This window comes from Nonomuraea sp. NPDC048916 (genome assembly GCF_040649575.1).
Classification (GTDB): Bacteria; Actinomycetota; Actinomycetes; order Streptosporangiales; family Streptosporangiaceae; genus Nonomuraea.
Window position 1 is genome coordinate 1 of the sequence record NZ_JBEZFS010000027.1, and the last position, 25,807, is coordinate 25,807.

The following is a 25,807-nucleotide window of genomic DNA, read 5'->3' on the forward strand; positions in this document are numbered from 1 at the left end:
CGGCCGCCACCTCAGGCCGCCAGCTTCTCGCCGGCGGGCACGGCCCGCGCGGCGCCCGCGACCGCACGCGGCGCGATCGCCACCCCCACCAGCGCGATGACGAGCGCGGCCGCGAAGACCGTCCAGTAGCCGGAGCCCACCGCGGTGAACAGCGCGGCCGTGACCGCGACGGACACCACCGAGAACACCGCCTCCCCCACCTGTAGCGCGGAGCTGTTCACGCCCTCCTTGCCGGGAGCGGACAGTTCGAGGGTGAGCACCGAGAGCGTCGGATACACCAGCCCCATCCCGAAGCCCGTCACGATCCACGACGGGTACGCCAGCGCGACGGGCACGCCGGCGAACGCCACACCGCCCATGAGCAGGATGCCCAGCGCGATCGTGACCGAGCCGAGCCAGACGTTCGTCATCCGGCTGAACACCTCACGCCCCTGCAGCCACGACGCGAACGACCAGCTGAGGCCGCCCCCGGTGAGCGCGAGCCCGGCCACCAGCGGCGACAGCCCCCGGTGCTCGATGAGCATGAGCGGGACGATCACCTCGGCGGCGAAGAACGCCCCGGCGGTCAGCCCCCGCAGGCCGATGACCGCCGGCAGGCCCCTGACCGCCCGCAGCGTGCCCTTCGGAAGCAGTCTGGGCAGCGCCACCGCCAGCATCGCGAAGCCGATGACCAGGAGCACGACCCGCCCGCTGCTGCCGTACTGCATGAGGGCCGCGCCGACGGCGGTGACCATCCCCCACGCGACCATGCCCATCAGCCCCGGAGCGGGCGCGCTCCGCCCGCCGGTGACCGGCTGCCCCGCCAGGCCGCGCACCAGCATCAGGACGGCGAACAGGGTCAGGATCGGCACGAGCAGGAACACCCAGCGCCATCCGAGGGCGTGGAGCACCGCGCCCACGATCGCGGGCCCCACCATCGACGGCACCACCCAGGCGGTCGCGAACAGCGAGAACACCCTCGGATGCAGCTCCTCGGGATAGACCCGGGCCACCACCACGTAGAGCGCCACGTTGACCAGGGCCCCGCCGAACCCCTGCACCAGCCGCCCGGCGATCAGCATCTCCATGCTGGTCGCCAGTCCGGCCACGAGCAGACCGCCGGCGAAGCCCACCACGCCCGTCCACAAGGGGGCGCTGGGACCTCGCAGGTCCGCCCACCGCCCGCCCAGCACGGTCCCCACCACCCCGGCCGCGATCGCGCCGCTGAACGCCAGCCCGTAGAGCTCCATCCCGCCGAGCTCCGCCGCCACGACCGGCATCGCCACCGCGACCGCCATGTACTCCAGCGCCACCAGCGACACCAGTGCCACCAGACCCGCTGTCAAAGCTTTCCGATTCATGCACCCGAGGCTAGGACCGGTCCCGCCCCGGCGCCTCCCTCCAGAGTCCTACGTCCCTGTGGGCGAATCGACCTAGGACCTCACGACTCCGCAGGTTCGTGGGGCCGTGGGCTGCGGACTGTCCGGGCACGCGAAAGCCCCGCCACCGGAGTGACGGGGGCTCCGCGAACATCCACCGCTACTCGGAGACGCCCAGTTTCTCCAGGATCAGCTCGCGCGCCCGGGCGGCGTCGGCCTTGCCACGGCTGGCCTTCATCACGCCGCCGACCAGCGCGCCCGCCGCGGCGATCTTGCCGGAGCGGACCTTGTCGGCGGCGTCGGCGTTGCCCGCGATGACCTGGTCGACGATCGCGGACAGCTCGCCTTCGTCATTGACGATCTGGAGGCCGCGCTTCTCGACCACCTCGTCCGGAGTGCCCTCTCCGGCCAGCACACCCTCGAGCACCTCGCGGGCGAGCTTGTCGTTGAGCGCCCCCGAGGCCACCAGCTCGGTGACCCGGGCGATCTGGGCAGGCGTGATCGGCAGGTCGGCGAGCGCGGAGCCGGACTCGTTGGCGCGGCGCGCCAGCTCACCCATCCACCACTTGCGCGCGTCGGCGGCCGGCGCGCCCGCCGCGACCGTGGCCTCGACCAGGTCGATCGCGTCGGCGTTGTGCATCGCCTCCATGTCGAGCTCGGACAGGCCCCATTCGGCCCGCAGCCGCTTGCGCTTGACCGACGGCAGCTCGGGCAGGGCCGCCTTCAGCTCCGCCACCCACGCGCGATCGGGGGCGATCGGCACCAGATCGGGCTCGGGGAAGTAACGGTAGTCCTGTGCCTCCTCCTTGGACCTGCCGGACGTGGTGGTGCCGGTGTCCTCGTGGAAGTGCCTGGTCTCCTGGACGATCCGGCCGCCGTCGGCGAGGACCGCGGCCTGCCGCTCGATCTCGCTGCGGACCGAGCGCTCGACGCTCCGCAGCGAGTTGACGTTCTTCGTCTCGGTGCGGGTGCCCCACTCGGACGAGCCGCGGGGCATCAGCGAGACGTTGACGTCGCAGCGCAGCGAGCCCTCCTCCATCCGCACGTCGGAGACGCCCAGCGAGCGCATGATCTCGCGCAGCTCCGTGACATACGCCTTGGCCACCTCGGGCGCCAGCCGGTCGGTGCCGGGAATCGGCTTGGTGACGATCTCGACCAGCGGGATGCCGGCGCGGTTGTAGTCGACGATCGAGTAGTCGGCGCCGTGGATGCGGCCGGTCGCGCCGCCCATGTGCGTGGACTTGCCGGTGTCCTCCTCCAGGTGCACCCGCTCGATCTCGATCCGCACGGGCTTGCCGTCGACCTCGATGTCGAGGTAGCCGTCGAAGCAGAGCGGCTCGTCGTACTGCGAGATCTGGTAGTTCTTCGGCATGTCCGGATAGAAGTAGTTCTTCCGGGCGAAGCGGCACCACTCGGCGATCGAGCAGTTGAGCGCCAGGCCGATGCGGATCGTCGACTCGATCGCCATGGCGTTGGCCGTCGGCAGCGAGCCGGGCAGCGCCAGGCACGTGGGACAGACCTGGGTGTTGGGCGGCGCGCCGAAGGTCGTCTTGCAGCCGCAGAACATCTTCGACTCGGTGCCCAGCTCGACGTGCGTCTCCAGCCCGAGCACCGGCTCGAACCGATCAAGCGCCTCGTCGTAGGCCATTATCGTGGTCACAGCGCCGGAGCCTCCTTCAGTAGCGGGCCGCCCCAGCGGCTTTCGAGGGCCTTTTCGACGGCGGCGCCGACCCGGTAGCAGCGGTCGTCGCCCAGGACCGGGGCCATGATCTGCAGGCCGACCGGCAGGCCGTCCTCGTCGGCCAGGCCGCAGGGCACCGAGATGGCCGCGTTGCCCGCCAGGTTGGACGGGATCGTGCACAGGTCGGCGAGGTACATCGCCATCGGGTCGTCGGCCCGCTCGCCGATCGGGAACGCCGTGGTGGGCGTCGTCGGCGACACCAGCACGTCGACCTGGTGGTAGGCGGCCTCGAACTCGCGGGAGATGACTGTGCGCACCTTCTGGGCCTGGCCGTAGTAGGCGTCGTAGTAGCCGCTGGACAGGGCGTAGGTGCCGAGCATGATGCGCCGCTTGACCTCGGGGCCGAACCCGGCCGCCCTGGTCAGCGCCATGACCTCCTCGGCGCTGCGGGTGCCGTCGTCGCCGACGCGCAGGCCGTAGCGCATGGCGTCGAAGCGCGCCAGGTTGGACGAGCACTCGGACGGCGCGATCAGGTAGTAGGCGGGCAGCGCGGTCGCGAACGACGGGCACGACACCTCGACGACCTTGGCGCCCAGCGACTCGAGCAGCTGCACGACCTCGTGGAAGCGGGCCAGCACGCCTGGCTGGTAGCCCTCGCCGCCGAACTCCTTGACCACGCCGATCCGCATGCCCGCGACATCGCCCTCGCGGGCGGCCTCGACCACCGACGGCACCGGCGCGTCGATCGAGGTGGAGTCGAGCGGGTCGTGGCCGGAGAACGCCTCCTGCAGCAGCGCGGCGTCGAGCACGTTGCGGGCGAACGGCCCGGGCGTGTCGAGTGAGCTGGCGAACGCGATCAGGCCGTAGCGGGAGGAGCCGCCGTAGGTCGGCTTCATGCCCACGATGCCGGTGACCGCGGCGGGCTGCCGGATCGAGCCGCCCGTGTCGGTGCCGGTGGACAGCGGCGCCTCGTACGCGGCGACTGCGGCGCTCGAACCACCCGACGAGCCGCCGGGCACCCTGGTCAGATCCCACGGGTTGCGGGTCACGCCGTAGGCGGAGTTTTCCGTGGAGGAGCCCATCGCGAACTCGTCCAGGTTGGTCTTGCCGAGGATGACCAGCCCGGCCTCGCGCAGCCGGCGCGTGACGGTCGCGTCGTAGGGCGGGCGCCAGCCTTCGAGGATCTTGGACGCGGCCGTGGTCGGCATGTCGCGGGTGGCGAAGATGTCCTTGTGCGCGATCGGCACGCCGGCCAGTGGTCCGAGCCGCTCGCCCGCCTTCAGCCGGTCGTCGACGACCCTGGCCTGGTCGAGGGTGGTCTCGCGGTCGACGTGCAGGAACGCGTGGACCTTGGGCTCAGCCTCGGCCATGCGGTCGAGGTGGGCCTCGGCCACCTCGACGGCCGAAACCTGGCGGCCGGCGATCAGCGCGCCCAGCTCCGCGGCGGTCTTGTGGATCAAACTCATGCCTCCTCCCCCAGGATGCGCGGCACCCGGAAGCGGTCGTCCTCGACGGCGGGAGCGCCGGAGAGCGCCTGCTCGGGCGTCAGGGACGGTCGCACCTCGTCGGCACGGAAGACATTGGTCAGCGGAAGCGCGTGCGAGGAAGGCGGCACGTCCTCGGCGGCGACCTCGGCCACCTTCGCGACCGACTCGATGATGGCACCGAGTTGAGTGGCGTAGTGGTCAAGCTCATCGTCGGTGAGCGCCAGCCTGGACAACCGGGCCAGGTGTGCGACCTCGTCGCGGGTTATGGCGGACATGAGTCGTTGAACCCGTTTCGTGGATGGAGTTGGGACACTGTCATCCTAGGGGGCTTGACGCAGCGCCTCCGAACCCATTGACCACCTGGAACACACGCCGTGCCCACCGGTGGCGATCGTCCGGCCCGCCCGCGCCGCGGGATGAGTCCCTGGCACGCCGGAGACAGTGCTTGCCCGAGTGCCGTTCGCCGTCGTCGGTGGTGGCGATGTTCGCGATGCCGAGGTCGACGCCGAGGAACCCGTCGGGTTCGGTGACGTCGGTGTCCGGGATATCGCAGGTGGCGATCAGCAGCCACATGCCGTCACGGCGGACGAGGTCGGATTCGCCCTTACGGTAGGCGGCCAGCGCCCGGGCTTGGTCGTCAGAGCAGCCGAACGCGACGCCCTTCATCCGGCCACCGGCGGTCCAGATGCTCACGGTGCGGGCCTCGACCTGCCAGGACAGGCACCGGTCGTCGAACGGCTGGGCGGCGTCCGGGCGGAACCCGATCGGCTTGGTGAGGGGCTTGCGGAGCCTCGCCTCCACCTGGGCTTTCACCGTCGTGTAGGCGTCGGTGACCTTCTTGATGACGTATGACTAGAACATATGTGCGATGCTGTAAGCGATTCCTCCCGGGCCCGAGCTGAAGGCCCGGGGTTCCTCGCCAGGGGCGCCTGAACCGGCCGCGGGAGTCCTTCCAGACCGCGGCGGCCCGGCCGCTCTCCAGCAGCCCCCAGCGTGGACGCATCACCACCTGGTGAAGGTGATCAATGGTTTGCACACGTGGTAGACCGAGCGCGAGGGTCGGAAGACGTCGGGCTCCCGGCGCAGCAGGCGGCTGTCCTCCAGCACTCCAAAGATAGGAGTGCGCTTCGACGACGTGTGCTCCTATCTCTACTTGGCGGTCGTGACCTCGGGGCGGTAGCCCAACTCGATCTCCGGGGTGGTCTCGAAGCGCTCGCGCAGCCACGACGTGGCCTCGGCGGACGGCATCGGCCGGCCGAACAACCAGCCCTGACCCACGTCGCAGCCCATCTCGGCGAGCCGGATGGCGGCCTCGTCGGACTCCACGCCCTCGGCGACCGAGCGCAGGCCGAGCGAGCGGACCAGGTCGACGATGGAGCGGACGATCCGGTCGTCGTCCTCCGACTCGGCGATGCGGCGTACGAACGACGAGTCGATCTTCACCTCGGAGACGGCCAGCCGCTGGAGCCTGATCAGCGAGGAGTAGCCGGTGCCGAAGTCGTCGAGGGCGAGGGGCACGCCGAGCGCGGCCAGCGCCTTGATCGTCTCGTGCGTGTAGGCCTGGTCGCCCATCAGGATGCGCTCGGTGACCTCCAGCTGGATGGCCGTCGGCGGCAGCCTGTGCTTGGCCAGGCCCACCTCCAGTTGCTCGGGCAGCGCCGAGTCGAGCAGGTCACGGGCCGAGATGTTGACCGAGATCTGCACCCGCAGCCCCGTGTGCCACCAGCGGGCGGCCTGCTCCAGCGCCATCTCGATGACGTAGGCGGTGATCTGGCGCATCAGGTAGGACTGCTCGGCCAGCGGGATGAACTCCGACGGCGCGATCGGGCCGCGCACCGGGTGGCACCAGCGCAGCAGCCCCTCCACGCCGTGGATCGCGCCGCTGGTGAGGCCGACCTTGGGCTGGTAGTGCAGCTTGAGGTCGCCGTTGTCGACGGCACGGCGCAGGTCTCCAAGAAGGTTGAGCCGCTCGGGTGAGTTGCGGTCTTTGTCCTGCTGGTAGAGCTCCACGCCGGTGCGGCTCTCCTTGGCGAGGTACATGGCCACGTCGGCGCGTTGCAGCAGCAGCTCGAAGTCGGGGGCGTGGTCGGGGTAGAGGGCGATGCCGACCGAACCGTCGAGGTCGAAGCTCATGCCCTCCAGGCGCACCGGCTCGGTCAGCGCCGCACGCAGCCTCGCCGCCACCTCGCGGGCCGCGTGCGCGTCCCTGATCGAGGGCAGGAGCACGGCGAACTCGTCGCCGCCCAGCCGGGCCACGACGTCGCCCGGCCGTACGGAATGGGTGAGCCGGTGGGCGACCATCTGCAGCAGCCGGTCGCCGACCGGGTGGCCCATCGTGTCGTTGACCTCTTTGAACCGGTCGAGGTCGAGAAGGAACAACCCGACCCGTTCGGGCTGGCGGGCCTCGGCCAGCGCCTCCTCGGTGCTCACGATGAGCATCTTGCGGTTGGGCAGGCCGGTCAGCTCGTCGTGCAGCGCCTGGTGGTCGCGGCGCATGGACAGCGTCGCCGTGAAGTAGACGGCGGCCAGCGGCGCCACGAACAACGGCACCAGGCCCGGTGAATGGTTCATCACCACCACGACCAGCGGCGCCAGGCCGAGCAACGCGGCGTAAACGAGGCTCTGCGGCCCGGCGGTGGACCTGAGCACCCGCGCGATCGACCGGCGTTCGTGCAGGGCGACGGCGCCGCTCACCAGCGAGGCCCGGACGGCGAAGTAGGCGACGCCGGCCAGCGCGATCGCCGGCAGGTCGGTCCCGGTGGGCACCCACGGGTGGACGGGACTGGGCGCGATGCCGAACAGCCCCAGCACCACCGCGGCGGCGGTCAGCGCGAGCGTCGACTGGGCGACGTTGAACATCACCCGGTGCCACGACTTGCGGGTCACGACGCCGTTCATCGCGACCGCCACCGCCTGCATCAGCACCGCCACGGGCAGGCCGAAGTGAAGGAGCACCGCGAAGGTGAACAGCGCCGAAGGGTAGGTGCCGCCCACCGGTGCCGCGGAGGACACCATCACGGGCCTGAGCTCCCCAAGGGCCACCAGCACGGCCAGCACCCAGAACAGGGGGGTGCGCGCGAGCCCCGCCAGGTTGGCCGGATCCAGTCTCAGCATGGCCACGACCAGGGCGGTGAAGCCGATCACCGTGATGCCCGCGAGGAACGCCCACAGGGGCGTGCCGACGCGTGGTCCTGTGTCGCGGGTGTCGGTTGGGTCAGTCATCGGTAACAGAACCCCCATTAGGTCACTATGGGAGGGTACGACCTTCACCCCACTTCGCGAAACCAAGCGCGTACGTTCCGTCACTTCTCCTTTCGGACATATGCCCAGAAACAACCCTCTGTAGACAGCATATCGACGCTCTGTACCTGCACGGGTGATTTTCGTCGCATTCGCTGCGAAGCAGCCGAAGACCTCGCGCAGTACGGCAGCCCCGGAGAGACAGGACGACCACGCCGACCAGTGCCCGGCACGAGTGACCGGCACGAGTGACCGGCACGAGTGACCGGCACGAGTGACCGGCACGAGTGACCGGCACGAGTGACCGGCACGAGTGACCGGCACGAGTGACCGGCACGAGTGACCGGCACGGGCGGCGCGGACAGCACGGGGGCACGGACAGCAGGGGGCGCGGGCGGCACGGACGGCACGGACGGCACGGACGGTAGGGGGGCACGGGCCGTTGGGTGATGCTGGGGCGGTCAGGCCTCCGGCTCGGCCGCCGCCTGCGACGCCGCTTCGAGCCCCTCGTTGAGCAGGACCTCGAACCCGGCCTCGTCGAGGATCGGGACCCCCAAGGCCACGGCCTTGTCGTACTTGGAGCCCGCGTTCTCGCCGGCCACCACGAACGACGTCTTCTTCGAGACCGAGGAGGCGACCTTGCCGCCCCGGCCGGCCAGCGCCTCGGCCGCCTGATCCCGGGTGTAGCCGGCCAGCGTGCCCGTCACCACGAATGTGAGCCCTTCGAGCGTCTGGGGCCCCTTGGCCGGAGCGGGCTCGTCCTCCATCCGCACGCCGGCCGCGCGCCAGCGGGTGATGATCTCGCGGTGCCAGTCGACGGCGAACCACTCGCGGATCGTGGCGGCCACCCGGGGCCCGATGCCCTCGACGGCGGCCAGCTCCTCCTCGGAGGCGCTCATGATCGTGTCCATCGAGCGCATGGCGTCGGCCAGGGCGCGGGCCGTCGGCGGGCCGATATGGCGGATGGACAGGGCGACCAGGACGCGCCAGAGCGGCACCTGCCTGGCCTGCTGGAGCTCCTGGATGAGGGTGACCGCGTTCTGCGAGGGCTGGCCGTCGATGTTGGAGAAGAAGGAGACGACCTTCTGCTCGCCCGTCTTCGGGTCGATCTTGGGCAGGCCGGTGTCCATGTCGCGGACCACGGACCGGATCGGGATCAACTGCTCCAGCGTCAGGTCGAACAGGTCGGCCTCGGTGCGGACGACGGGCTCCTGCGGCGGGAGCGGCTGGGTGAGCGCGGTGGCCGCGACGTAGCCGAGGCCGGCGATGTCGAGGGCGTAGCGCCCGGCCGCGAAGTAGAGCCGCTCGCGGATCTGCGCCGGGCAGCCGCGGGCGTTGGGGCAGCGCAGGTCGGCGTCGCCCTCCCTCTCGTAGGCCAGCGCCGTGCCGCACTCGGGACAGTGGGTCGGCATGACGAACTCGCGTTCGGACCCGTCGCGCAGCGCCGTGACGGGCCCGACGATCTCGGGGATGACGTCACCCGCCTTGCGCAGCACGATCGTGTCGCCGATCAGCACGCCCTTCTTGGCCACGACGGCGGCGTTGTGCAGGGTGGCCCGCTCGACCGTGGAGCCCGCGACGGACACCGGCTCCAGCACCGCGTAGGGCGTGACCCGGCCGGTGCGGCCGACGCCCACCTGGATGTCGAGCAGCTTGGTGTTGACCTCTTCGGGCGGATATTTGTAGGCGATCGCCCACCGCGGAGCGCGCGACGTGGAGCCGAGCTCGCGCTGCGTGCGGAAGTCGTCGACCTTGACCACCACGCCGTCGATCTCGTAGGGCGGGTCGTGGCGGTGCACGCGGTAGTGCTCGATGAACTCCTTGACCTCGGGGAGGCCGCCGACCACCTGGTAGAGGTCGCTGACCGGCAGCCCGAACTCACGCAGCCGCTCGTAGACCTCCGACTGCGCGCGCGGCTCGGTCGCGCCCTCCCAGACGCCGACGCCGTGGACGATCATGCGGAGCGGGCGCTGGGCGGTGACGCGCGGATCCTTCTGCCGCAGGGTGCCGGCGGCGGAGTTGCGCGGGTTGGCGAAGGGCGCCTTGCCCTGCTCGACCAGCTGCTCGTTGAGCTTCTTGAAGTCTTCGACCGGGATGTAGACCTCGCCGCGCACCTCGACCAGGCTCGGGACGTCGTCACCACGCAGCCGATGGGGAACGCCCTTGATCGTGCGGACGTTGGGCGTCACGTCGTCACCCGTGCGGCCGTCGCCCCTGGTCGCGGCACGCTCCAGCCGGCCGTCGCGATAGACGATCGCGATCGCCAGCCCGTCGATCTTGAGCTCGACCAGGTAGGGGCCGGGGTCGCCCTCGGCGAGCCGCTCGGCCCGCACCTGCCAGGCGGCCATGTCGGCTTCGTCGAAGGCGTTGTCGAGGCTCTCCATCCGGGCGAGGTGGTCGACCTTGGCGAACTCGCCCGCGACCGGCGCCCCCACCTTCTGCGTCGGCGAGTCGGGCGTCTGGAGCGACGGATGCGCCTCCTCCAGCGCGAGCAGCTCGTGGAACCAGGCGTCGAACTGGGCGTCGCTGACCGTGGGCTGGTCGAGCACGTAGTAGCGCCAGCGAGCGTCCTCGACCAGCTCGCTCAGCTCGGCATGACGCTTCAGCGCGGTCACCGGGACGCCCTCGACGCTTGGCTCGCTCACCCAGGGTCTCCTTCCTTCAACCACCCTGAGAGAACGCTATCGCCGAGCGCCGACAAGAACACCCCTGGTGGCGGCGTACGGAAGAAGGAGTTTCGCTCAGCCGCCCTGGGACCAGACGCCCTCCCAGGACGAGCAGGCACCGGTGATCTTCCTGCTGGTGCCACGGCACACCCTGCCCTCGATCATGAGCACGTATCCCACCCCGACGGAGAAACCGGCCGGCTTGCTCCCGGAGCAGTTGCCGTAGGTCTTGGCCCCCTTGCCCCCGTCGTCCTTGAGCCAGCGCAGCTTCAGCCATGAGCACCCCGCCCGCCCCGGGAGGTCGTACAGCTTGCCGTTGACGACGAACCCCGGCCGGTCGTGGACGACCTTGCCCTTGGCCAGGCCGGCCCGGTCGGCGGAGCGGATCGGGCCCCAGCTCCAGATCTCGGGGTTGACCACACCCGAGGCCGCATCCGAGGCCGCATCCGAGGCCGCATCCGAGGCAGCGCCCGAAGCCGCATCCGAGGCGCCCCCCGGAGCCGCGGTCACGGAGGTGGTCACGGAGGCGGTCATGGAGGCGGTCACGGAGGCGGTCAAGACGGTGGCCGAGGCGGGAGCGGCGGTCGACGCGGACGCGATGAGGAGGGTGACGCCGACCCCCATGGCGCGAAGAATCATGGAACGGAGGCTACTCATCCGAGTCGCGATCCGCTCGCGGATCGTCCCTCAGCACCCGGGCGGCCTTCCGGCAGGCGGCCAGCGCCGCCTTGGCGTAGCCGGGCGAGGCCCCGGCCAGCCCGCACGCCGGGGTGAGCACGACCTGCTCGGCGAGGCGTTCGGGCGGGAAGCCGAGCCGCCGCCACAGCTCCAGCGCCGGCTTGGCGACGACGCCCACGTCGGGCAGCCGGGTGTCGGTGCCCGGCACCACGCCCAGGAACAACAGCAGCCCCGCCTCCACGGCCTCGCCGACGGCGTCCTCGTCGCGGCGCCGGATCCGCGAGGCGTCCACCGAGACGCCGCGGACCCCGGCCGTACGGAGCAGCCCGTAGGGCACCGACGGCGCGCAGCAGTGCACGATCGGGTCGGGGAACAGGCGCAGCGCCTCCTCCACCCGCCACCCCTCGACGGCCGCCAGCCGGCCGAAGCCCGAAGCGGTCGGCACGGTCCCGGCCAGCACGCCCGGCAGGCCAGGCTCGTCGAGCTGCAGCACGATCTCGGTGACGCCGGGCAGCCGCCTGCGCACCTCCTCGACGTGCTCCCGCACCCCCTGCTCCAGCGAGGCGATCAGGTCGCGAACGGCTCCCTGGTCGGAGAGCATCTTGTCGCCGTGGCGCAGCTCGATGCCGCCCGCCAGGGTCCACGGCCCGCACACCTGCAGCTTGAGCGGACCGGTGTAGGCGTGCCCGGCCTCCTCCAGCCCGTCGAGGTCGCGCCGGAGGTGGTCGGCGGCCCGCTGGTGATCGCGCCCGGGCCGGTCGGCCAGCCGCCAGCCGGACGGCTGCACCTCCGCGTACAGATCGACGAGCAGCGCCGCCGTCCGGCCGACCAGGTCGGCGCCGACGCCCCTCCCCGGCAGCTCCGGCAGGTACGGCAGGCCCGGCAGCTCGCCGAAGATCAGCCGCGCCGCCTCGAGATGATCCTGTCCCGGGTGCGAACCGACCCCGGTGGCCTCCCACGTCAACATGGGGACAAGCGTAGGCTCTCGTAGATGAAGCTCACGAAGTACGGCCACGCGTGCGTGCGGCTGGAGAAGGACGGCAAGGTCCTGGTCCTGGACCCCGGGACCCTCAGTCCGGGGCCCGTGCTCGACGGCGCCGACGCGGTGCTCATCACCCATGAGCACTTCGACCACGTCGACGTGGAGCGCCTGAGGTCGGCCCCGGCCGGCCTGGAGGTGTGGACCTGCGAGGCGGTCGCGGCCGAGCTCACCGGCATCCCGGCCAAGGTCCAGGTGGTGCGCCACGGCGACGAGTTCGAGGCGGCGGGGTTCGCGGTCGGTGTCTATGGCGAGTGGCACGCCAAGAACCACCCCGACATGTCCATCGTGCAGAATGTCGGGTTCATGTTCGACGAGGAGGTCTTCTACCCCGGCGACGCGCTCACGGTGCCCGACCGGGAGGTTCCGACGCTCCTCGTGCCCACCAACGCGCCGTGGATGAAGCTGCTGGAGATGGTCGAATATCTCCGCACGATCCGCCCGGCCAGGGCCTTCTCAACCCATGACGGGCTGCTCAACGACATCGGGCTGTCGCTGGTGGACAACTGGCTGAAGCTCGAGTCCGACAAGCAGCACGCCGACATGCGCCGGCTGGCCGTCGGCGAGTCGATCACCCTGACCTGAGGCCCGGTCAGGCGGCGCGGGCGATCGTGGCCGAGCCGATGACGGTCGAGCCCGAGTAGAGCACCGCCGCCTGACCCGCGGCCACTCCGGTGGCGGGGCGGTCGAGCTCGATGCGCAACTCGCCGCCCGACTCCTCGAAGCGGCACCCGTAGACCTCGCCGTGCGCGCGCAACTGGACGGTGAGGTCGTCGTAGTCGGACGGCCCGTTCCACACCGGACGCAGGCACGTGATGGACGTGACCTCCAGCGCCGAGCGGGGCCCGACGGTGACCGTGTTGGACACCGGCTCGATCGACAGCACGTAGCGCGGCCGGCCGTCGGCCGCGGGCCGGTCGATGTGCAGGCCCTTGCGCTGCCCGACGGTGAAGCCGTGGGCTCCCTGGTGGCTGCCGACGATCTCGCCCGACTCGTCGACGATCTGCCCCTCGGCCGAGCCGAGACGCCTGGACAGGAAACCGCGGGTGTCACCGTCGGCGATGAAGCAGATGTCGTGGCTGTCGGGCTTGTCGGCCACGGTCAGGCCGCGGCGGGCGGCCTCCTCGCGCACCTCGGCCTTGGTGGAGTCGCCCAGCGGGAAGATCGCGTGGCTGAGCTGCTCGCGGGTGAGCACGCCGAGCACGTAGGACTGGTCCTTGCCCGGGTCGACGCTCCTGGACAGGACACCGTCGACCAGTTTGGCGTGGTGGCCGGTCGCCACGGCGTCGAAGCCGAGCGCCAGGGCGCGGTCGAGCACCGCCGCGAACTTGATCTTCTCGTTGCAGCGCAGGCACGGGTTGGGCGTGCGGCCCGCGGCGTATTCGGCGACGAAGTCCTCGATCACGTCGCGCTGGAACCGCTCGGCCATGTCCCAGATGTAGAAGGGGATGCCGATCACGTCGGCGGCGCGCCGGGCGTCTCGCGAGTCTTCGACGGTGCAGCAGCCCCTGGCCCCCGTGCGGTGGGATTGGGGGTTGGCCGACAGGGCGAGATGCACACCTGTGACGTCGTGGCCGGCCTCGGCGATGCGGGCAGCGGCCACGGCTGAGTCGACGCCGCCCGACATGGCGGCAAGCACACGCAGTCCCATGACCTTTCCAGAGTACTGTCCGGATCGGGTGCGCTTCGCGCGGCGGCCCCCCGGGGGGCGCGCGCGGCAGGCTCCGAATCTGGAAGGATTCCTGGTTATGCGACTGTTCGGGCGCAAGGAAGAAAACACACCGGCCGTCGAGCCGGATCACGGCATCGACGGGTTCTGGGCCTGGTGGCAGGAGACCAGGCCGCGGCTCGACTCGATGGTGGCCGCCGGTGACGTCGATGGCCTGTCGGAGTGGATCGCCCCCGCGGTGAGCGCGGTCCATCCGGACCTGGTCTGGGAGGTGGCTCCCGGCAAGAACGCGGCCCACGCGCTCGTGGTGACCGCCGCGGGCGACGCCGAGCTGCGCTCGCTGGCCCACCGCTGGGCCAGGGCGGCGCCGCCCGCCGACCTGCTGTGGGAGTTCCACCCGTCGCGTCAGGCCAACCCGCGGGCGCTGGAGCTCACGTTCGACGTGGGCGGCTTGGAGTTCGGGCTGGACGCGCTGGCGCTGGGGCTGCGGGTGCCGCGGGGCACACCGCGCGTCGACGTGACCGCCTACCACCCGATCTTCGGCGAGCTCGGCGACGACGACCGCATGGAGGCGACGCTGCTCGCCCTCGACTGGCTGCTCGGCGAGGACGACGTGGCCCGCTGGGTGGGCGAGATCATCCCGGCCACGTTCGAGCCGATCGACTCCATCGCGGCGACGCACCTGCCGGCCGTGATCGCCGACCTGGCCTCGGGCTACGACGAGGAGCAGTGGGCGTTGCTGGAGGGGCAGACGGCCGGGGGCGCGCCGCTGATCGCCACCGCCCGCCACCCCCTGCGGCCGGTCGACTACCCGCTCCTCGACCAGCACATCGCGATCACGCTGCCCTACTCCCACCGCGACGAGAACGGCCTGCCCGTCGGCGACTCGGTGACCGCGCTGCGCGACTTCGAGGAGCGGCTCGCGGCCCGGCTGCTCAAGCGGCGCGACGACGCCGTGCTGGCCGCCCACCTGAGTGCCGAGGGCCACCGGATCATCCATGTGTACGCCGACCCGACCGGCGACGCCGCCGTCCACGCCAAGGAGCTGATCGTGAGCTGGGAGGAGGGCGAGCCCCGCGTGGACGTGGCGGCCGACCCCGCCTGGACCGCGGTGGTGCCGTTCGTCAGCTGAGCCCGGCCCGGCGGGCCCGCTCGACGGCCGCCGGCAGCACCTCGATCAGGCGGTCGACATCGTCATGGGTCGAGGTGTGGCCGAGCGTGAACCTGAGCGAACCCCTGGCCGCGGCCGAGTCGGCGCCCATGGCCAGCAGCACGTGTGACGGCTGCGCCACCCCGGCCGAGCAGGCCGAGCCGGTCGAGCACTCCACGCCCTTGGCGTCGAGCAGCATGAGCAGCGCGTCGCCCTCGCAGCCGGGGAAGGAGAAGTGGGCGTTGCCGGGCAGCCGGTGGACCGGGTCGCCGTTGAGCACCACATCGGGCACGGCCTGGCGTACGCGCTCGATGAGCTCGTCGCGCAGGGCCGTCAGGCGGCGGCCCTGCTCCTCCTGCTCCTTGACGGCGACGCGCACCGCGGCGGCGAGCCCGGCGATGGCGGGCGCGTCGAGCGTGCCGGAGCGCACGTCGCGCTCCTGACCGCCGCCGTGCTGCACGGAGACCGGGGTCAGCCCCCGGGCCAGCAGCAGCGCGCCCACTCCCATCGGGCCGCCGATCTTGTGGCCCGTGACGGTGAGCGCGTCGGCGCCCGAGTCGGCGAACGACACCGGCAGCTGGCCGATCGCCTGCACCGCGTCGGAGTGGAACGGGATGCCGTGGTCGTGGGCGACCTCCGCCAGGGCGCAGACCGGCTGCACGGTGCCGACCTCGTTGTTGGCCCACATGACGCTGACCATGGCGACGCCGTCGGGATTGCCGGCGATGGCCGCGCGCAGCGTGTCGGGGTGCACCCGGCCGAGCTCGTCGACCGCGAGCAGCTCGACCCGCGCGCCCTGGCTGTCGGCCAGCCAGTGGGCGGGGTCGAGCGTGGCGTGGTGCTCGACGGAGCTGATCAGGAGGCGTTCGCGCGGGGCGCGCGCCCAGTAGAGGCCCTTGACGGCGAGGTTGTCGGCCTCGGTGCCGCCCGAGGTGAACACCACCTCGCTGGGCCGGGCACCGAGCGCGTCGGCGATGGTCTCGCGGGCCTCCTCGACGACCCTGCGCACCTGCCGGCCCGCCGCGTGCAGCGAGGACGCGTTGCCGACACGGCCGAGTTGCTCCGTCATGGCCTCGATCGCCTCTGGAAGCATGGGCGTGGTCGCCGCGTGATCAAGATAGGCCGACGGTCTGCTCACCCGGTCAGGGTATCTCGTTTGCGACTGTACCGTCCGGACGGTACAGTAGAGGCATGAGAAGGGACGAGCTGCTGGACGCCGCCGAGGAGATCCTCTGCGACCAGGGCTCGACCGCGCTCACCCTGGCCGCCGTGGCCGACCGGGCAGGCGTGAGCAAGGGCGGGCTCCTCTACCACTTCAACAGCAAAGAAGCCCTGATCAAGGCCATGGTCGAGCGGCTCATCGACGACTTCGACCAGCTCATGGCCGAGCAGCCCGACGACTCCTACACCGAGCGTTACCTCGGCGCCACCCTGGCGGCCGTGCGCTCCGGCCGGCTCCGAAGATGGGCCGTCGTCACCGGCGCGTCGGGCAACATCTACCTGCTCGCCCCGCTGCGCGAGGCGATGGCCCGCTGGCATCGCGAGGGCCTCGACGAGGAGCCCGACCGGCTGGCGTCACAGGTCGTCCGGCTGGCCTGCGAGGGGCTCTGGGACGTCTCCAGCCACGACCCCGACCTCAACACCGAGGACGACCTCCGGGCCCTGGAGACACGGCTCAGGAGCCTCCTCAGACCCGAGGCCATGCCCTAACGCGGTCGCCGCAGCAGGGGGGCGAACACCACCCGGCACGTCCAGCCGCACCCTGCGGCATCGGTGCGCCCGGTGGCGAGAGCGGCGTCTGGCGCGTCCCGCCCGGCCACGGCGCCGGGCCCGAGACGCCTCTGAGCCCACGGCCAAGGCCCAGAGGTCGCGGGGCGCACCAGAGCCGGGCAAGCGCGCCCCAGAGCCCCCACACCCCGAGCCCCAGCACCCCAGAGCCCAGAGCCACCGGGCCCAGAGCCACCGGGCCGCCGGACGCGTGCCGGAACCCTGACGACAACCCGCTCCACAGGCTCGAACGCCCGCGGACACGCCGCAGGAACCGCGGAGCGCCTCCCCGAAACCCCAGACCAACCACCGGCGGACCTGTCCCGCAAGGCCAGGACATCGACCGGACGCCCCGGGCACGGGCGCGTCCTGGACGTTCCCCGGCCCGGACCCCGCCCCGGACTCCCCAGCGACCGGACATTCCCCGAACGCCTTGGGCACGAAGGCGTGTACCGGAAGTCCCCGGAGCGTGCCCGCGACGCCTCGCAGCCGCTCCGCGGGGCCGAACCCCGACCGAGGGTGTTCCGGGGGCGGGGGCGAGACGACGTGGCGCGCCTCAGGCCGCTTGATTACCGAATTTTTTCAGACTGTGAAAGGTACGACTGATGGCTCGCGATCTGCGGATGGCCCGTTACGGGGCGATCCTTACCTTCGTGATGTCCGGCCTGATGGTGGGCACGATGACGGTGCGCATCCCGGCGTTGAGCGACAAGCTGGGCCTGTCCGAGTCGTCGCTCGGCGTCATCCTGCTCGCGTGGGGCCTGGGCGCGCTGGTGACCATGCAGTCCATGCGGCGGATCATGGCCCGCGCGGGCAGCAAGGCGGTGCTGCGGGTCGGCGGGCCGCTCACTGCGCTGGGCCTGGTGGGCGTGGCGTTCGCGCCGAACCTCCCGCTGCTGCTGGTCGCCGCGGCGTTCTTCGGCATGGCGTTCGGCGTGGTGGACATCGCGATGAACGCCCAGGGCTCGACCGTCGAGCGGGCCTACGGGCGCCCGCTGATGAACGGCATGCACGCGGGCTGGTGCGTCGGCGCCATCGCCGCGGGCGCGCTGGGCAGCGTGTCGATCGCGCTGGGTCTGTCGTTCACCGCGAACGTGGCGCTGATCGGCCTGGTCTCCCTGCCGGCGATGATCCTCATCGGCCGCGCCTACCTGCCCGAAGCCCCGGCACGGCAGGCCACGGCGGGGGCCCGGCGGCGCATGCCGCCGATCGTGTACCTGCTCGGCGCCCTCATGTTCTTCGCCTTCATGGTCGAGGGCACGGTCGCCGACTGGAACGGCCTGTTCATGCGCGACGAGCTGGGCGCGCCGGAGGCGCTGGCCGCGCTCGGCTACCCGGTCTTCGAGGCCGGCATGCTGGTCGCCAGGGTCACCGGTGACCGGTTGCGGTCAAGGTTCGGAGTGCGCGGCATGCTGACCGTCTCCGGGCTGGCCACGGCCGGGTTCTTCCTGGTCGTGCTGGGCGCGCCCACGCCGCTGGTCGCGGTGTTCGCGATGTTCTTCGTCGGCCTGGGCGTGGCGACGATCTCGCCGATGACGTTGTCCCTCGCGGGCACCGCCACCGACAATCCCGGCCCGGCGATCGCGCAGGCGGGCGCGATGGGCTACGCGGGCCTGCTGCTGGGCCCGGTGGTGATCGGCTTCCTGGCGGACGTCACGTCGCTGCGCACGGCGCTCGGCATCGCGGTCGTCCTGGGCCTGCTGATCGCGGTGGCGGCTCGTTTCCTGCCGCGTACGGAGCCCACGGTGATCACGGTCCTGCCCCCGAGGGAACGCGAGCGCTCGAAGATCGTCGTCTGATCGCGAGGGAACGCGAACGGCGCCGCATGGAAGGTGTGCGGCGCCGGTTCGCGGATGGAGCTACTTGCGCTTGACGACCTCTTCGGTGAGCTGCGGCACGACCTGGTGCAGGTCGCCCACGACGCCGTAGTCGGCGAGCTCGAAGATCGGCGCCTCGGGGTCCTTGTTGATCGCGACGATGGTCTTCGCGGTCTGCATGCCGGCCCGGTGCTGGATGGCTCCCGAGATGCCCGCGGCGATGTAGAGCTGCGGCGACACCGTCTTGCCCGTCTGGCCCACCTGGAACTGGTGGGGGTACCAGCCGGCGTCCGTGGCGGCGCGGGAGGCGCCCACGGCCGCGCCCAGCGCGTCGGCCAGGCCCTCGATGACCGAGAAGTTCTCGGCCGAGCCGACGCCGCGTCCGCCGGAGACCACGATGGCGGCCTCGGTCAGCTCGGGGCGGGCGCCCTTCTCCTGCTTGACGCGCTCGACGATCTTCGCCGCCTTGGCGCCGTCGCTCAGAGAGACGGACACCTCCTCCTCGGCGCCGGCGCCCGCGGCGGCCTCGGGGGCCGTGGAGTTGGGGCGTACGGCGACGATGGGCGTGCCCTTGCGCACCTTGGACTGGACGTTGACGCCGCCGCCGAAGATGGACTGGTCGGCGACGAAGCCCTCGCCGAGGCCCACGGCGTCGGTGATGACACCGGAGTCGGTCTTGACCGCGAGCCGACCGGCGATCTCCTTGCCCTCGGCCGTGGCGGCCACCAGCACGGCCGCGGGCGACTTGGCCGCCACCAGCTGGGCCAGCAGCTCGGCCTTGGGCGCGACCACGTAGCCGACGATCTCCTCGGAGCCGGCGACGTAGATCTTGTCAGCGCCGTATTCGGCCAGCTTGGCCTTCGCGTCGCCGGTGATGCCGGGACCGGCCCAGACCGCCGCCGGTGCGCCGAGCGAGCGCGCCAGGGTCAGCAGCTCGAGAGTGACCTTCTTGACCTCGCCGTCGACGTGCTCGACGAGAACGAGAATCTCCGACATATCAGCAAAACCCCCGTTCTCAGATGAACTTCTTGGAGGCGAGGAAGTCGGCGGCCTTGGCGCCACCGTCACCCTCGTCCTTGACGATCGTGCCGGCGGCGCGCGGCGGGGCCGCGGCGAAGTCGACGACCTCGGACCACGCGGCGCCGAGGCCCACCTGGTCGGCCGCGATCTCGGCGTCGGCGATGGCCAGCGTCTCGACCGGCTTCTTCTTGGCCGCCATGATGCCCTTGAAGGACGGGTAGCGCGGCTCGTTGATCTTCTCCACCACGGAGACGACCGCGGGCAGCGTCGCCTCGACCTTGTCGAACCCGTAGTCGGTCAGCCGCTGGACGCTGATCGAGGAGCCGTCGACGTCGACCTTGTTGGCCAGCGTGAGCTGCGGGGTGCCGAGCCGCTCGGCCAGCATCGCCGGCAGCATGCCGGTGCGGGCGTCGGTGGACTCCGAACCGAGGACGACCAGGTCGAACCCGATCTTCTTCAGCACCTGGGCCATCGCGTAGGAGGTGGACAGCGCGTCGGAGCCGTGCAGAGCGTCGTCGCTGAGGTGCACCGCCTTGTCGGCGCCCATGGCCAGGGCCTTGCGGATGGTCTCGGTGGCCCTGCCCGGACCCATGGTGAGGACGGTGACCTCACCGCCGTGGGCCTCTTTGAGCTTCAGGGCCTCCTCGACCGCGTACTCGTCAAGCTCGTTGACCACGCCGTCCACGGCGTCGCGGTCGAGCGTCTTGTCATCGGACCGCAGCTTACGCTCGGTCGCCGTATCGGGGACCTGCTTCACGCAGACGACGATGTTCATGGCCGGTGGCCGACCTCCCGTGTTCGCGTGCGCCACCACGTTCGGTGGGCGCCGGATGCATGCTGTCCAGAGTGCCAGGTGACCCGTGATGTCCGTGACAGCGGGTGGTGCCAAACCTCACCCGGACCTCCCACCGCCATGTTACTCATGAGTAGCTTGGGCGCAAACACGCAGTTAGTACGCCTGCGCCGGAGCATCACCGCTTACACCATACCGAGCTTTATTCCGCAACCCTTCGCGGCCCCCTCGCAGGGCGTGATCAGGCCGAGAGAAGGAACACGACGCCCACCACCAGCGCGGTGCCCGCGAACAGCGCGAGCGTGAACGTGCTGAAGACCGCGCTGAGCCCGAGGCAGATCCCGACGGACCCGGCGATGCCGGCCAGGTCGACGATCATCCTGCCAGTGCGGTGGGGGCGGCGCGAGAACAGCGCCACGCCGGCGTCGCACACCACGACCAGCGCGTAGGCCGCGAGCAGGAAGAGGGCCACCTCGGGCAGCGGCTGCCAGGCGGCCGCGGACAGCAGGGAGACGAACAGCCCCGAGCCGATCACCCAGCGTCTGCGCACCTTCTCGCGGTGTCGCGCCCTCGACTCCTCCACCGACCGGCGATGCTGGTCACCCGGCCGCCATTCGCGGGTCGACAGGTGGTGCACGTCCTCGCCCCGCCGCCGTGGCGGAGTGGCGGCGAGCGGGGGTAAGGGGTGGCGGGCGCGCGGCACCCGGTCGACGCCCAGCCGGGCGCAGATCTGCGCGGCCGTCGGCCGCGCGGCCGGATCGGTGGCCAGGCACTCGCGCAACAGCGGCCTCAGCCACTCCGGCGCGCCCTCCAGGTCGGGCTCGTGGTGCACGACACGGTAGGCGACCGCCGACACGGGCCCCACTCCGTACGGCTGACGGCCCGTCGCCGCGTAGGCCAGTGTGGCGCCGAACGAGAACACGTCGGCCTCCATGCCCGCCTCCCTGCCCTCGAGCACCTCGGGCGCCAGGTAGCCGGGTGTGCCGACCACCGCTCCCGAGGCGGTGACCGAGAGCGAGTCGAGCGCGCTGGCGATGCCGAAGTCGATGACGACGGGCTCGCCCTCGGTCATCATCACGTTGGCCGGTTTGAGATCGCGGTGCACGACGCCCGCCTCGTGCACGGCCAGCAGCGCGTCGGCCAGCCCCGCGGCCAGCAGGCGCAGGTCGGCCAGGGGCACCGGGACCGCACTGAGCGGCCTGCCCTGGATGTAGCGGGTGACCAGGTAGGGGTTGTCCCCGTCGAGCGAGGCGTCGAGCACCTCGGCCACGTGCGGCCCTTCGACCCGGCGCATGGTCTCGACCTCGCGGGCCAGCCGGGCCAGCGCGCCCCCGTCGGCCGCCACGTGCGGATGCAGCACCTTGACCGCGACCGTGCGGCCCTCGGGGTCGAGCGCCAGATGCACCTCGCCGAACCCGCCCGCGCCCAGCCGGGAGAGGAGCTCGTACGGGCCGAGACGCTCGCTCATACCCCTAGTTTCCCCTCGGGAGCCCGCTCGGACACTCAGGACCAGGGTGACAGGAAGCCCAGCCCCACCTGCCGCAGCAGGTCGTCGATCAGGCCGGTGATCAACCCGATCGTGCTGTCCTGGGCGGTCCTGGCCAGCTCCTTGATCGCGGATTCGGGGGCGCGCCAGGGCGCCCACGACGTCTCCTGGCCCATCGCGAACAGCACCGCGAGCAGCGCGATGGTGCCCACGCTCAGCAACGCGACCGTGGCGGCGCCGGGACTGCGCAGGACGCTCGTCAAGGTGCGGGTGACCGCCTTGCGCGGCGCGCCGCCGCCCGGCAGGACGAAGAGCCCCGCGGTGAAGGCGCCCGCGGCCCAGGCGGCGGCGTCGTTGACGCTCATGCCCCCGCCCCAGCGCAGCACGCCCCATACGCAAACGCCGAACAGGATCGACAGCGGCACGTGCACGAGCATCACCAGCGACGCCTTGACCAGCGCCCACGGGGTGCCGACCAGCGCGAGCAGCGGGTCGGCGGCGCTGCTGCCGCGCACCTTGCGCCGCTCGACCAGGTCGCCGAAGAGGTATTCGCCCACGCGCAGCACCAGCGCCAGCGCGACGGCCACCGCGCCGACCGCGACCGGCAGCATGACCGTCAGCGCGACCAGGGTGACCAGCAGCAGCGCGCCGATGAGCTGGCTGCCCGCCGGATAGCGCCGGCGCTCGGCCGGTGGCGAGTAGGGACGCGACTGGGTGGCCGGCTGGTGCCTGCCCTGCGTCGCCGGCGGAGGCGGCGGGCGGTAGCCGGTCTGCGGCGCGGGATGGCCCGCGACCCGCTGGTCGGGGCGTGGCGCGGGCGGCCGAGCCGGCATCGGCGCCGGGATGTAGGGCGGCGGCCGCTCCTCCTCGCGCGGCTTCGGGCGGCCGTACTCGACGGGTGGCAGCAGGTCGGAGTACGTCTCCATGGCGCGGGTGCGCGTCGGCAGCTTCTTGGTGCCGTTGGGCGGGGTCTCGTGGAACGTGGTGACCGACGGGTCGAGCGCCCTGGCCATCCGCAGCAGCTCGTGGGCGCTGGGCCTGGCCTCCGGCTCGACGTCGAGGGCGCGGGAGAGCCATCCGCGCAGCCAGGCCGGCGCCTTGTCGAGCTGGGCGCGGCCTTCCATGATGTTGAAGCAGACCGCCTCGAACGTGCCGGTGCCGAACGGCGGCGCGCCCGTCGCGGCGAAGAACACCGTGGAGGCCAGCGCGTGCACGTCGGCCGCCTGGGTGATCTCCGAGTCGCGGATGATCTCGGGCGCCAGGTAGCCGGGCGTGCCGACGAACATCCCCGTCTGGGTCAGCCGGGTGGCGTTGACCAGGTGGGCGATGCCGAAGTCGATGACCAGCGGCTCGCCGTCGACCAGCATGACGTTGGACGGCTTGAAGTCGCGGTGGATCACCTCCGCGGCGTGGATCGCGACCAGCGCCTGGCACAGCCCCTGGGTGAGGCGGATGATCTCGCGCGCCCGCAGCGTGCCGTCGGTCAGCACGGTCTCCTCGAGCGTGCGGCCGGGGGCGAAGCGGGTCACCACGTAGGGCTGGCCGCCGACGAGCTCGGCGTCGAGCACCTCGGCCACGTGCGGGCTGCGCACCCGGCGCATGGTCTCGACCTCGCGCGTCAGCCGGTCACGCGCCTTGAGGTCGGCGGCGACGTGCGGGTGCAGCACCTTGATGGCGACCTCGCGGCCCTCGGTGTCGAGGCCGAGATGAACGACCCCCATGCCGCCCTCGCCGATCTTCCGGACCAGCCGGTAGGGGCCGAGCCTCTCGGGCGCCTGGGTGTTGCCGCTGCTCATCGCCACCTTCTCCGCGTCATCCCCCCGTGTCCCCCTTCAGTCCGTTGAGTTGCTCCACCACAGGCCCGACATCCAGCGGAGTCCATACGGCCCTCCTCGCGTTATCCCCGAACGTGCCGTAGGCGAAGACCAGAGAGAGGGCGGCCACCGCCGCCAGAACTCCCGCCAGCACCATCGCCGCTGTTCTCGAGGGTACGAGCGAGGAGAGGGTTCTGCGCATCTGCCTGCCCGGCCCCTCCACTCCCGGGCCCGCGCAGACGGTCCACAGAGCCACCGCGGCCCCCCAGGCCAGAGCATTGTACGGGTCGGTGCCGAGGACCACGGTGAGCAGCAGCGTCACCGGCAGTCCGAGGATGAGCGCGTAGAGGACGAGCGCGAGCGTGATGCCGACCGACTTGGCCAGCGCCTGCGGGCGGGCGAACACCCGCAGCATGTCGAGCGCCGCGGCGCCGGTCGGGCGGCGCGCGTTGAGGTCGGTCTGGGCCAGGTCGGCCGCGCGCAGCAGCACCGCGACGGGGATCGCCACGACAGCCACCAGGATCGGCGCCATGACGGCCGCCACGATCATGAGGATCAGCAGCATCGCGCCCGCCACCCCGTAGGCCCTGGACCGTTGCAGGGTCTGACCGGGGCGCACGCCCGGGATGAACGGCTCGCGCTTGGTCCTCGGGTCGGGTGGATACTGCGGCTGGGCCGGGATGTAGGGGGGCGGCGGCTGCTGGAACGGCCGCTGCGGAGCCTGGTGCTGCGGGACCGGGTTGACCCTGCCGAAGTCGGGCGTGTCGGGACGGACCCGCCTGGTGGGCACGTCGAGGTCGGACGTGTCGGGACGCACCCGCCTGGTGGGCACGTCGGCCTCCGGCGGGGGCAGCTGGTGCCCGTGGCTGTTGGCCTGCGGCGGGACCTGCCATGGCTGCGACACGCCGCTCTCGCGCTGCATCTGCCGCAGCTCCTCGGGGGTGACCCTGCGGGTCGGCCACGGGTCGCCCTGCTCGGGCAGCAGCGAGACGTACGGCTGGTCGGGTGGGGCCTGCCCCTGACCGGGCCCCTGCCCCTGGCCGGAGGGCGGCCGGCCCGGGCGCTGCTGGTCGGCGGCGGGCGGGCCCTGGTGGAGCAGGCTCTGCGGCGGCGTCAGGCTCGGCGGCGGCGGCGTGAACCGGGCGTCGCGGCCGTCGACGAGCGGCCGCGGCGTCATCGGCGGCGTGGAGATGTCGTAGGCCGACTTCTCCGCGAGCGGCTGCGGCGCCGGCGGAGCGGAGTGCGGCAGGTCGGGGTGGTCGGGCCGCGGGACGGTGGAGATCTCGTCGGGCACGTTGCCCTGCGGCTTGGGCAGCATCCGGGCGGTCTGCTCGGCCAGCTCGGCAGCCTTGGGACGCTTGGCCGGGTTGCGCTGGAAGGCGGCCTTGAGCATCGGCTGCAGGGCCGCGGGCGCCGCGCTGACGTCGGCCTTGCCCGCGGTGATGTTGTAGAAGATCATCTCCAGCGTGCCCTTGCCGAAGGGCGGCTGGCCGGTGCCGGCGTAGAGCAGGGTGCCCGCCCAGGCGTGGATGTCGACCTCGGGCCCCGCCTCCTGCCCCTCGATGATCTCGGGGGCGAGGTAGCCGGGCGTGCCGATGAACATGCCGGTCTGGGTCAGCCGGGTCGCGTCGACCGCCTGGGCGATGCCGAAGTCGATCAGGACGGGATCGCCGTCGAGGATCAGCACGTTGCCGGGCTTGAGGTCGCGGTGGATGACGCCGACGGAGTGCACGGCGGCCAGCGCCGTGGCCACGCCGTGCGCGATCTTGATCAGCGCCGGAAGGTCCAGCGGGCCGTCGTCCTTGATGATCTCGTCGAGCGGGCGTCCGGGGACGTAACGCGTGACGATGTAGGGACGATGGCCTGTCACATCGGCGTCGAGCACCTCGGCGATGTACTTGCTGCGGACCCGGCGCATGGTCTCGACCTCGCGCGAGAGCCGCCGCCTGGCGACCTCGTCACCGGCGACCTCCGCACGCAGGACCTTGACCGCCACCTGTCTGCCCTGGGGGTCGACAGCGAGGTGGACAACACCCATGCCGCCTTCGCCGAGCCGCCTGAGCAGCCGGTAAGGGCCGAGTCGGTCATCGTTCATGGCATGAAGCACCATATCGGCTTAATCCCCGCCCACGAGATGAACCA

At 71.6% G+C, this 25,807-nt stretch carries 20 protein-coding genes; 4 read left to right on the forward strand and 16 right to left on the reverse strand.

Annotation, left to right across the window (positions count from 1 at the left end):
* Nucleotides 1-11: 11 nt before the first annotated feature.
* From AB0C16_RS26820 to AB0C16_RS26860, 9 genes are all read right to left on the reverse strand, one after another.
* Nucleotides 12-1,340, reverse strand: a complete 1,329-nt coding sequence (locus AB0C16_RS26820; RefSeq protein ID WP_357686721.1) for an MFS transporter — start codon at nt 1,338-1,340, stop codon at nt 12-14.
* Between the two features lie 178 nt (nt 1,341-1,518).
* Complete coding sequence (gatB, locus tag AB0C16_RS26825) at nt 1,519-3,006, reverse strand: Asp-tRNA(Asn)/Glu-tRNA(Gln) amidotransferase subunit GatB (protein ID WP_357686806.1); 1,488 nt, start codon at nt 3,004-3,006, stop codon at nt 1,519-1,521.
* An 8-nt stretch (nt 3,007-3,014) separates the two neighbouring features.
* Nucleotides 3,015-4,505: an Asp-tRNA(Asn)/Glu-tRNA(Gln) amidotransferase subunit GatA gene (gene gatA / locus AB0C16_RS26830; RefSeq protein ID WP_357686722.1), complete on the reverse strand. Its 1,491-nt coding sequence runs from the start codon at nt 4,503-4,505 to the stop codon at nt 3,015-3,017.
* On the reverse strand, nt 4,502-4,801 hold the full coding sequence (gatC, locus tag AB0C16_RS26835; protein ID WP_189123310.1) for an Asp-tRNA(Asn)/Glu-tRNA(Gln) amidotransferase subunit GatC: 300 nt from the start codon (nt 4,799-4,801) through the stop codon (nt 4,502-4,504). The genes gatA and gatC overlap by 4 nt, the downstream gene beginning before the upstream one ends.
* Before the next feature lie 40 nt (nt 4,802-4,841).
* Nucleotides 4,842-5,327, reverse strand: coding sequence for a hypothetical protein (locus AB0C16_RS26840; protein WP_357686723.1), 486 nt, complete (start codon nt 5,325-5,327; stop codon nt 4,842-4,844).
* A gap of 348 nt (nt 5,328-5,675) precedes the next feature.
* Nucleotides 5,676-7,748: an EAL domain-containing protein gene (locus AB0C16_RS26845; protein WP_357686724.1), complete on the reverse strand. Its 2,073-nt coding sequence runs from the start codon at nt 7,746-7,748 to the stop codon at nt 5,676-5,678.
* 479 nt (nt 7,749-8,227) lie between these two features.
* A complete protein-coding gene (gene ligA, locus AB0C16_RS26850; protein ID WP_357686725.1) occupies nt 8,228-10,411 on the reverse strand; it encodes an NAD-dependent DNA ligase LigA in 2,184 nt (727 codons plus the stop codon).
* 96 nt (nt 10,412-10,507) lie between these two features.
* Complete coding sequence (locus AB0C16_RS26855; RefSeq protein ID WP_357686726.1) at nt 10,508-11,071, reverse strand: hypothetical protein; 564 nt, start codon at nt 11,069-11,071, stop codon at nt 10,508-10,510.
* 10 nt (nt 11,072-11,081) lie between these two features.
* Nucleotides 11,082-12,077 carry a methionine synthase gene (locus tag AB0C16_RS26860; RefSeq protein WP_357686727.1) on the reverse strand — a complete coding sequence of 332 codons (996 nt, stop codon included), beginning with the start codon at nt 12,075-12,077 and terminating at the stop codon, nt 11,082-11,084.
* A gap of 24 nt (nt 12,078-12,101) precedes the next feature.
* Here AB0C16_RS26860 and AB0C16_RS26865 point away from each other — a divergent pair, with 24 nt between their 5' ends.
* Nucleotides 12,102-12,734, forward strand: a complete 633-nt coding sequence (locus AB0C16_RS26865) for an MBL fold metallo-hydrolase (RefSeq protein WP_357686728.1) — start codon at nt 12,102-12,104, stop codon at nt 12,732-12,734.
* Nucleotides 12,735-12,741: 7 nt separating this feature from the next.
* On the opposite strand, the gene mnmA is transcribed toward AB0C16_RS26865, so the two are convergent.
* Entirely contained in the window at nt 12,742-13,800 is a 1,059-nt protein-coding gene (gene mnmA, locus AB0C16_RS26870) for a tRNA 2-thiouridine(34) synthase MnmA (protein ID WP_357686729.1), read from the reverse strand.
* A 97-nt stretch (nt 13,801-13,897) separates the two neighbouring features.
* Between mnmA and AB0C16_RS26875 the strand changes: the two genes are divergently transcribed.
* A complete protein-coding gene (locus AB0C16_RS26875) occupies nt 13,898-14,950 on the forward strand; it encodes a DUF695 domain-containing protein (RefSeq protein ID WP_357686730.1) in 1,053 nt (350 codons plus the stop codon).
* Here the strand turns inward: AB0C16_RS26875 and AB0C16_RS26880 are convergent.
* Nucleotides 14,943-16,106 (reverse strand): cysteine desulfurase family protein, encoded by a 1,164-nt coding sequence (locus tag AB0C16_RS26880; protein WP_357686731.1) that lies wholly within the window; start codon nt 16,104-16,106, stop codon nt 14,943-14,945. The genes AB0C16_RS26875 and AB0C16_RS26880 overlap by 8 nt on opposite strands.
* A 53-nt stretch (nt 16,107-16,159) precedes the next feature.
* Between AB0C16_RS26880 and AB0C16_RS26885 the strand changes: the two genes are divergently transcribed.
* Nucleotides 16,160-16,678, forward strand: coding sequence for a TetR/AcrR family transcriptional regulator (locus AB0C16_RS26885; RefSeq protein ID WP_357686732.1), 519 nt, complete (start codon nt 16,160-16,162; stop codon nt 16,676-16,678).
* A 662-nt stretch (nt 16,679-17,340) separates the two neighbouring features.
* The gene (locus AB0C16_RS26890) at nt 17,341-18,534 is read left to right on the forward strand and encodes an MFS transporter (RefSeq protein ID WP_357686733.1); all 1,194 of its coding nucleotides are present in this window, start codon (nt 17,341-17,343) and stop codon (nt 18,532-18,534) included.
* A 60-nt stretch (nt 18,535-18,594) separates the two neighbouring features.
* Here AB0C16_RS26890 and AB0C16_RS26895 read toward each other — a convergent pair whose 3' ends face one another.
* From AB0C16_RS26895 to AB0C16_RS26915, 5 genes are all read right to left on the reverse strand, one after another.
* Nucleotides 18,595-19,548, reverse strand: a complete 954-nt coding sequence (locus tag AB0C16_RS26895; RefSeq protein ID WP_357686734.1) for an electron transfer flavoprotein subunit alpha/FixB family protein — start codon at nt 19,546-19,548, stop codon at nt 18,595-18,597.
* Between the two features lie 19 nt (nt 19,549-19,567).
* Nucleotides 19,568-20,347, reverse strand: coding sequence for an electron transfer flavoprotein subunit beta/FixA family protein (locus AB0C16_RS26900; RefSeq protein ID WP_357686735.1), 780 nt, complete (start codon nt 20,345-20,347; stop codon nt 19,568-19,570).
* A 259-nt stretch (nt 20,348-20,606) separates the two neighbouring features.
* Nucleotides 20,607-21,833, reverse strand: a complete 1,227-nt coding sequence (locus tag AB0C16_RS26905) for a serine/threonine-protein kinase (protein ID WP_357686736.1) — start codon at nt 21,831-21,833, stop codon at nt 20,607-20,609.
* Between the two features lie 35 nt (nt 21,834-21,868).
* On the reverse strand, nt 21,869-23,647 hold the full coding sequence (locus tag AB0C16_RS26910) for a serine/threonine-protein kinase (protein ID WP_357686737.1): 1,779 nt from the start codon (nt 23,645-23,647) through the stop codon (nt 21,869-21,871).
* A 16-nt stretch (nt 23,648-23,663) separates the two neighbouring features.
* Entirely contained in the window at nt 23,664-25,760 is a 2,097-nt protein-coding gene (locus AB0C16_RS26915) for a serine/threonine-protein kinase (protein ID WP_357686738.1), read from the reverse strand.
* Between the last annotated feature and the right edge of the window lie 47 nt (nt 25,761-25,807).

Excerpts from the sequence above, each read along its gene's own strand:
- AB0C16_RS26820 (WP_357686721.1), bottom strand. The coding sequence starts at position 1,340 with ATGAATCGGAAAGCTTTGACAGCGGGTCTGGTGGCACTGGTGTCGCTG.
- gatB (WP_357686806.1), bottom strand. The coding sequence starts at position 3,006 with ATGGCCTACGACGAGGCGCTTGATCGGTTCGAGCCGGTGCTCGGGCTG.
- gatA (WP_357686722.1), bottom strand. The coding sequence starts at position 4,505 with ATGAGTTTGATCCACAAGACCGCCGCGGAGCTGGGCGCGCTGATCGCC.
- gatC (WP_189123310.1), bottom strand. The coding sequence starts at position 4,801 with ATGTCCGCCATAACCCGCGACGAGGTCGCACACCTGGCCCGGTTGTCC.
- AB0C16_RS26845 (WP_357686724.1), bottom strand. The coding sequence starts at position 7,748 with ATGACTGACCCAACCGACACCCGCGACACAGGACCACGCGTCGGCACG.
- AB0C16_RS26855 (WP_357686726.1), bottom strand. The coding sequence starts at position 11,071 with ATGATTCTTCGCGCCATGGGGGTCGGCGTCACCCTCCTCATCGCGTCC.
- AB0C16_RS26860 (WP_357686727.1), bottom strand. The coding sequence starts at position 12,077 with ATGTTGACGTGGGAGGCCACCGGGGTCGGTTCGCACCCGGGACAGGAT.
- AB0C16_RS26865 (WP_357686728.1), top strand. The coding sequence starts at position 12,102 with ATGAAGCTCACGAAGTACGGCCACGCGTGCGTGCGGCTGGAGAAGGAC.
- mnmA (WP_357686729.1), bottom strand. The coding sequence starts at position 13,800 with ATGGGACTGCGTGTGCTTGCCGCCATGTCGGGCGGCGTCGACTCAGCC.
- AB0C16_RS26875 (WP_357686730.1), top strand. The coding sequence starts at position 13,898 with ATGCGACTGTTCGGGCGCAAGGAAGAAAACACACCGGCCGTCGAGCCG.
- AB0C16_RS26885 (WP_357686732.1), top strand. The coding sequence starts at position 16,160 with ATGAGAAGGGACGAGCTGCTGGACGCCGCCGAGGAGATCCTCTGCGAC.
- AB0C16_RS26890 (WP_357686733.1), top strand. The coding sequence starts at position 17,341 with ATGGCTCGCGATCTGCGGATGGCCCGTTACGGGGCGATCCTTACCTTC.
- AB0C16_RS26895 (WP_357686734.1), bottom strand. The coding sequence starts at position 19,548 with ATGTCGGAGATTCTCGTTCTCGTCGAGCACGTCGACGGCGAGGTCAAG.
- AB0C16_RS26900 (WP_357686735.1), bottom strand. The coding sequence starts at position 20,347 with ATGAACATCGTCGTCTGCGTGAAGCAGGTCCCCGATACGGCGACCGAG.
- AB0C16_RS26905 (WP_357686736.1), bottom strand. The coding sequence starts at position 21,833 with ATGAGCGAGCGTCTCGGCCCGTACGAGCTCCTCTCCCGGCTGGGCGCG.
- AB0C16_RS26910 (WP_357686737.1), bottom strand. The coding sequence starts at position 23,647 with ATGAGCAGCGGCAACACCCAGGCGCCCGAGAGGCTCGGCCCCTACCGG.
- AB0C16_RS26915 (WP_357686738.1), bottom strand. The coding sequence starts at position 25,760 with ATGAACGATGACCGACTCGGCCCTTACCGGCTGCTCAGGCGGCTCGGC.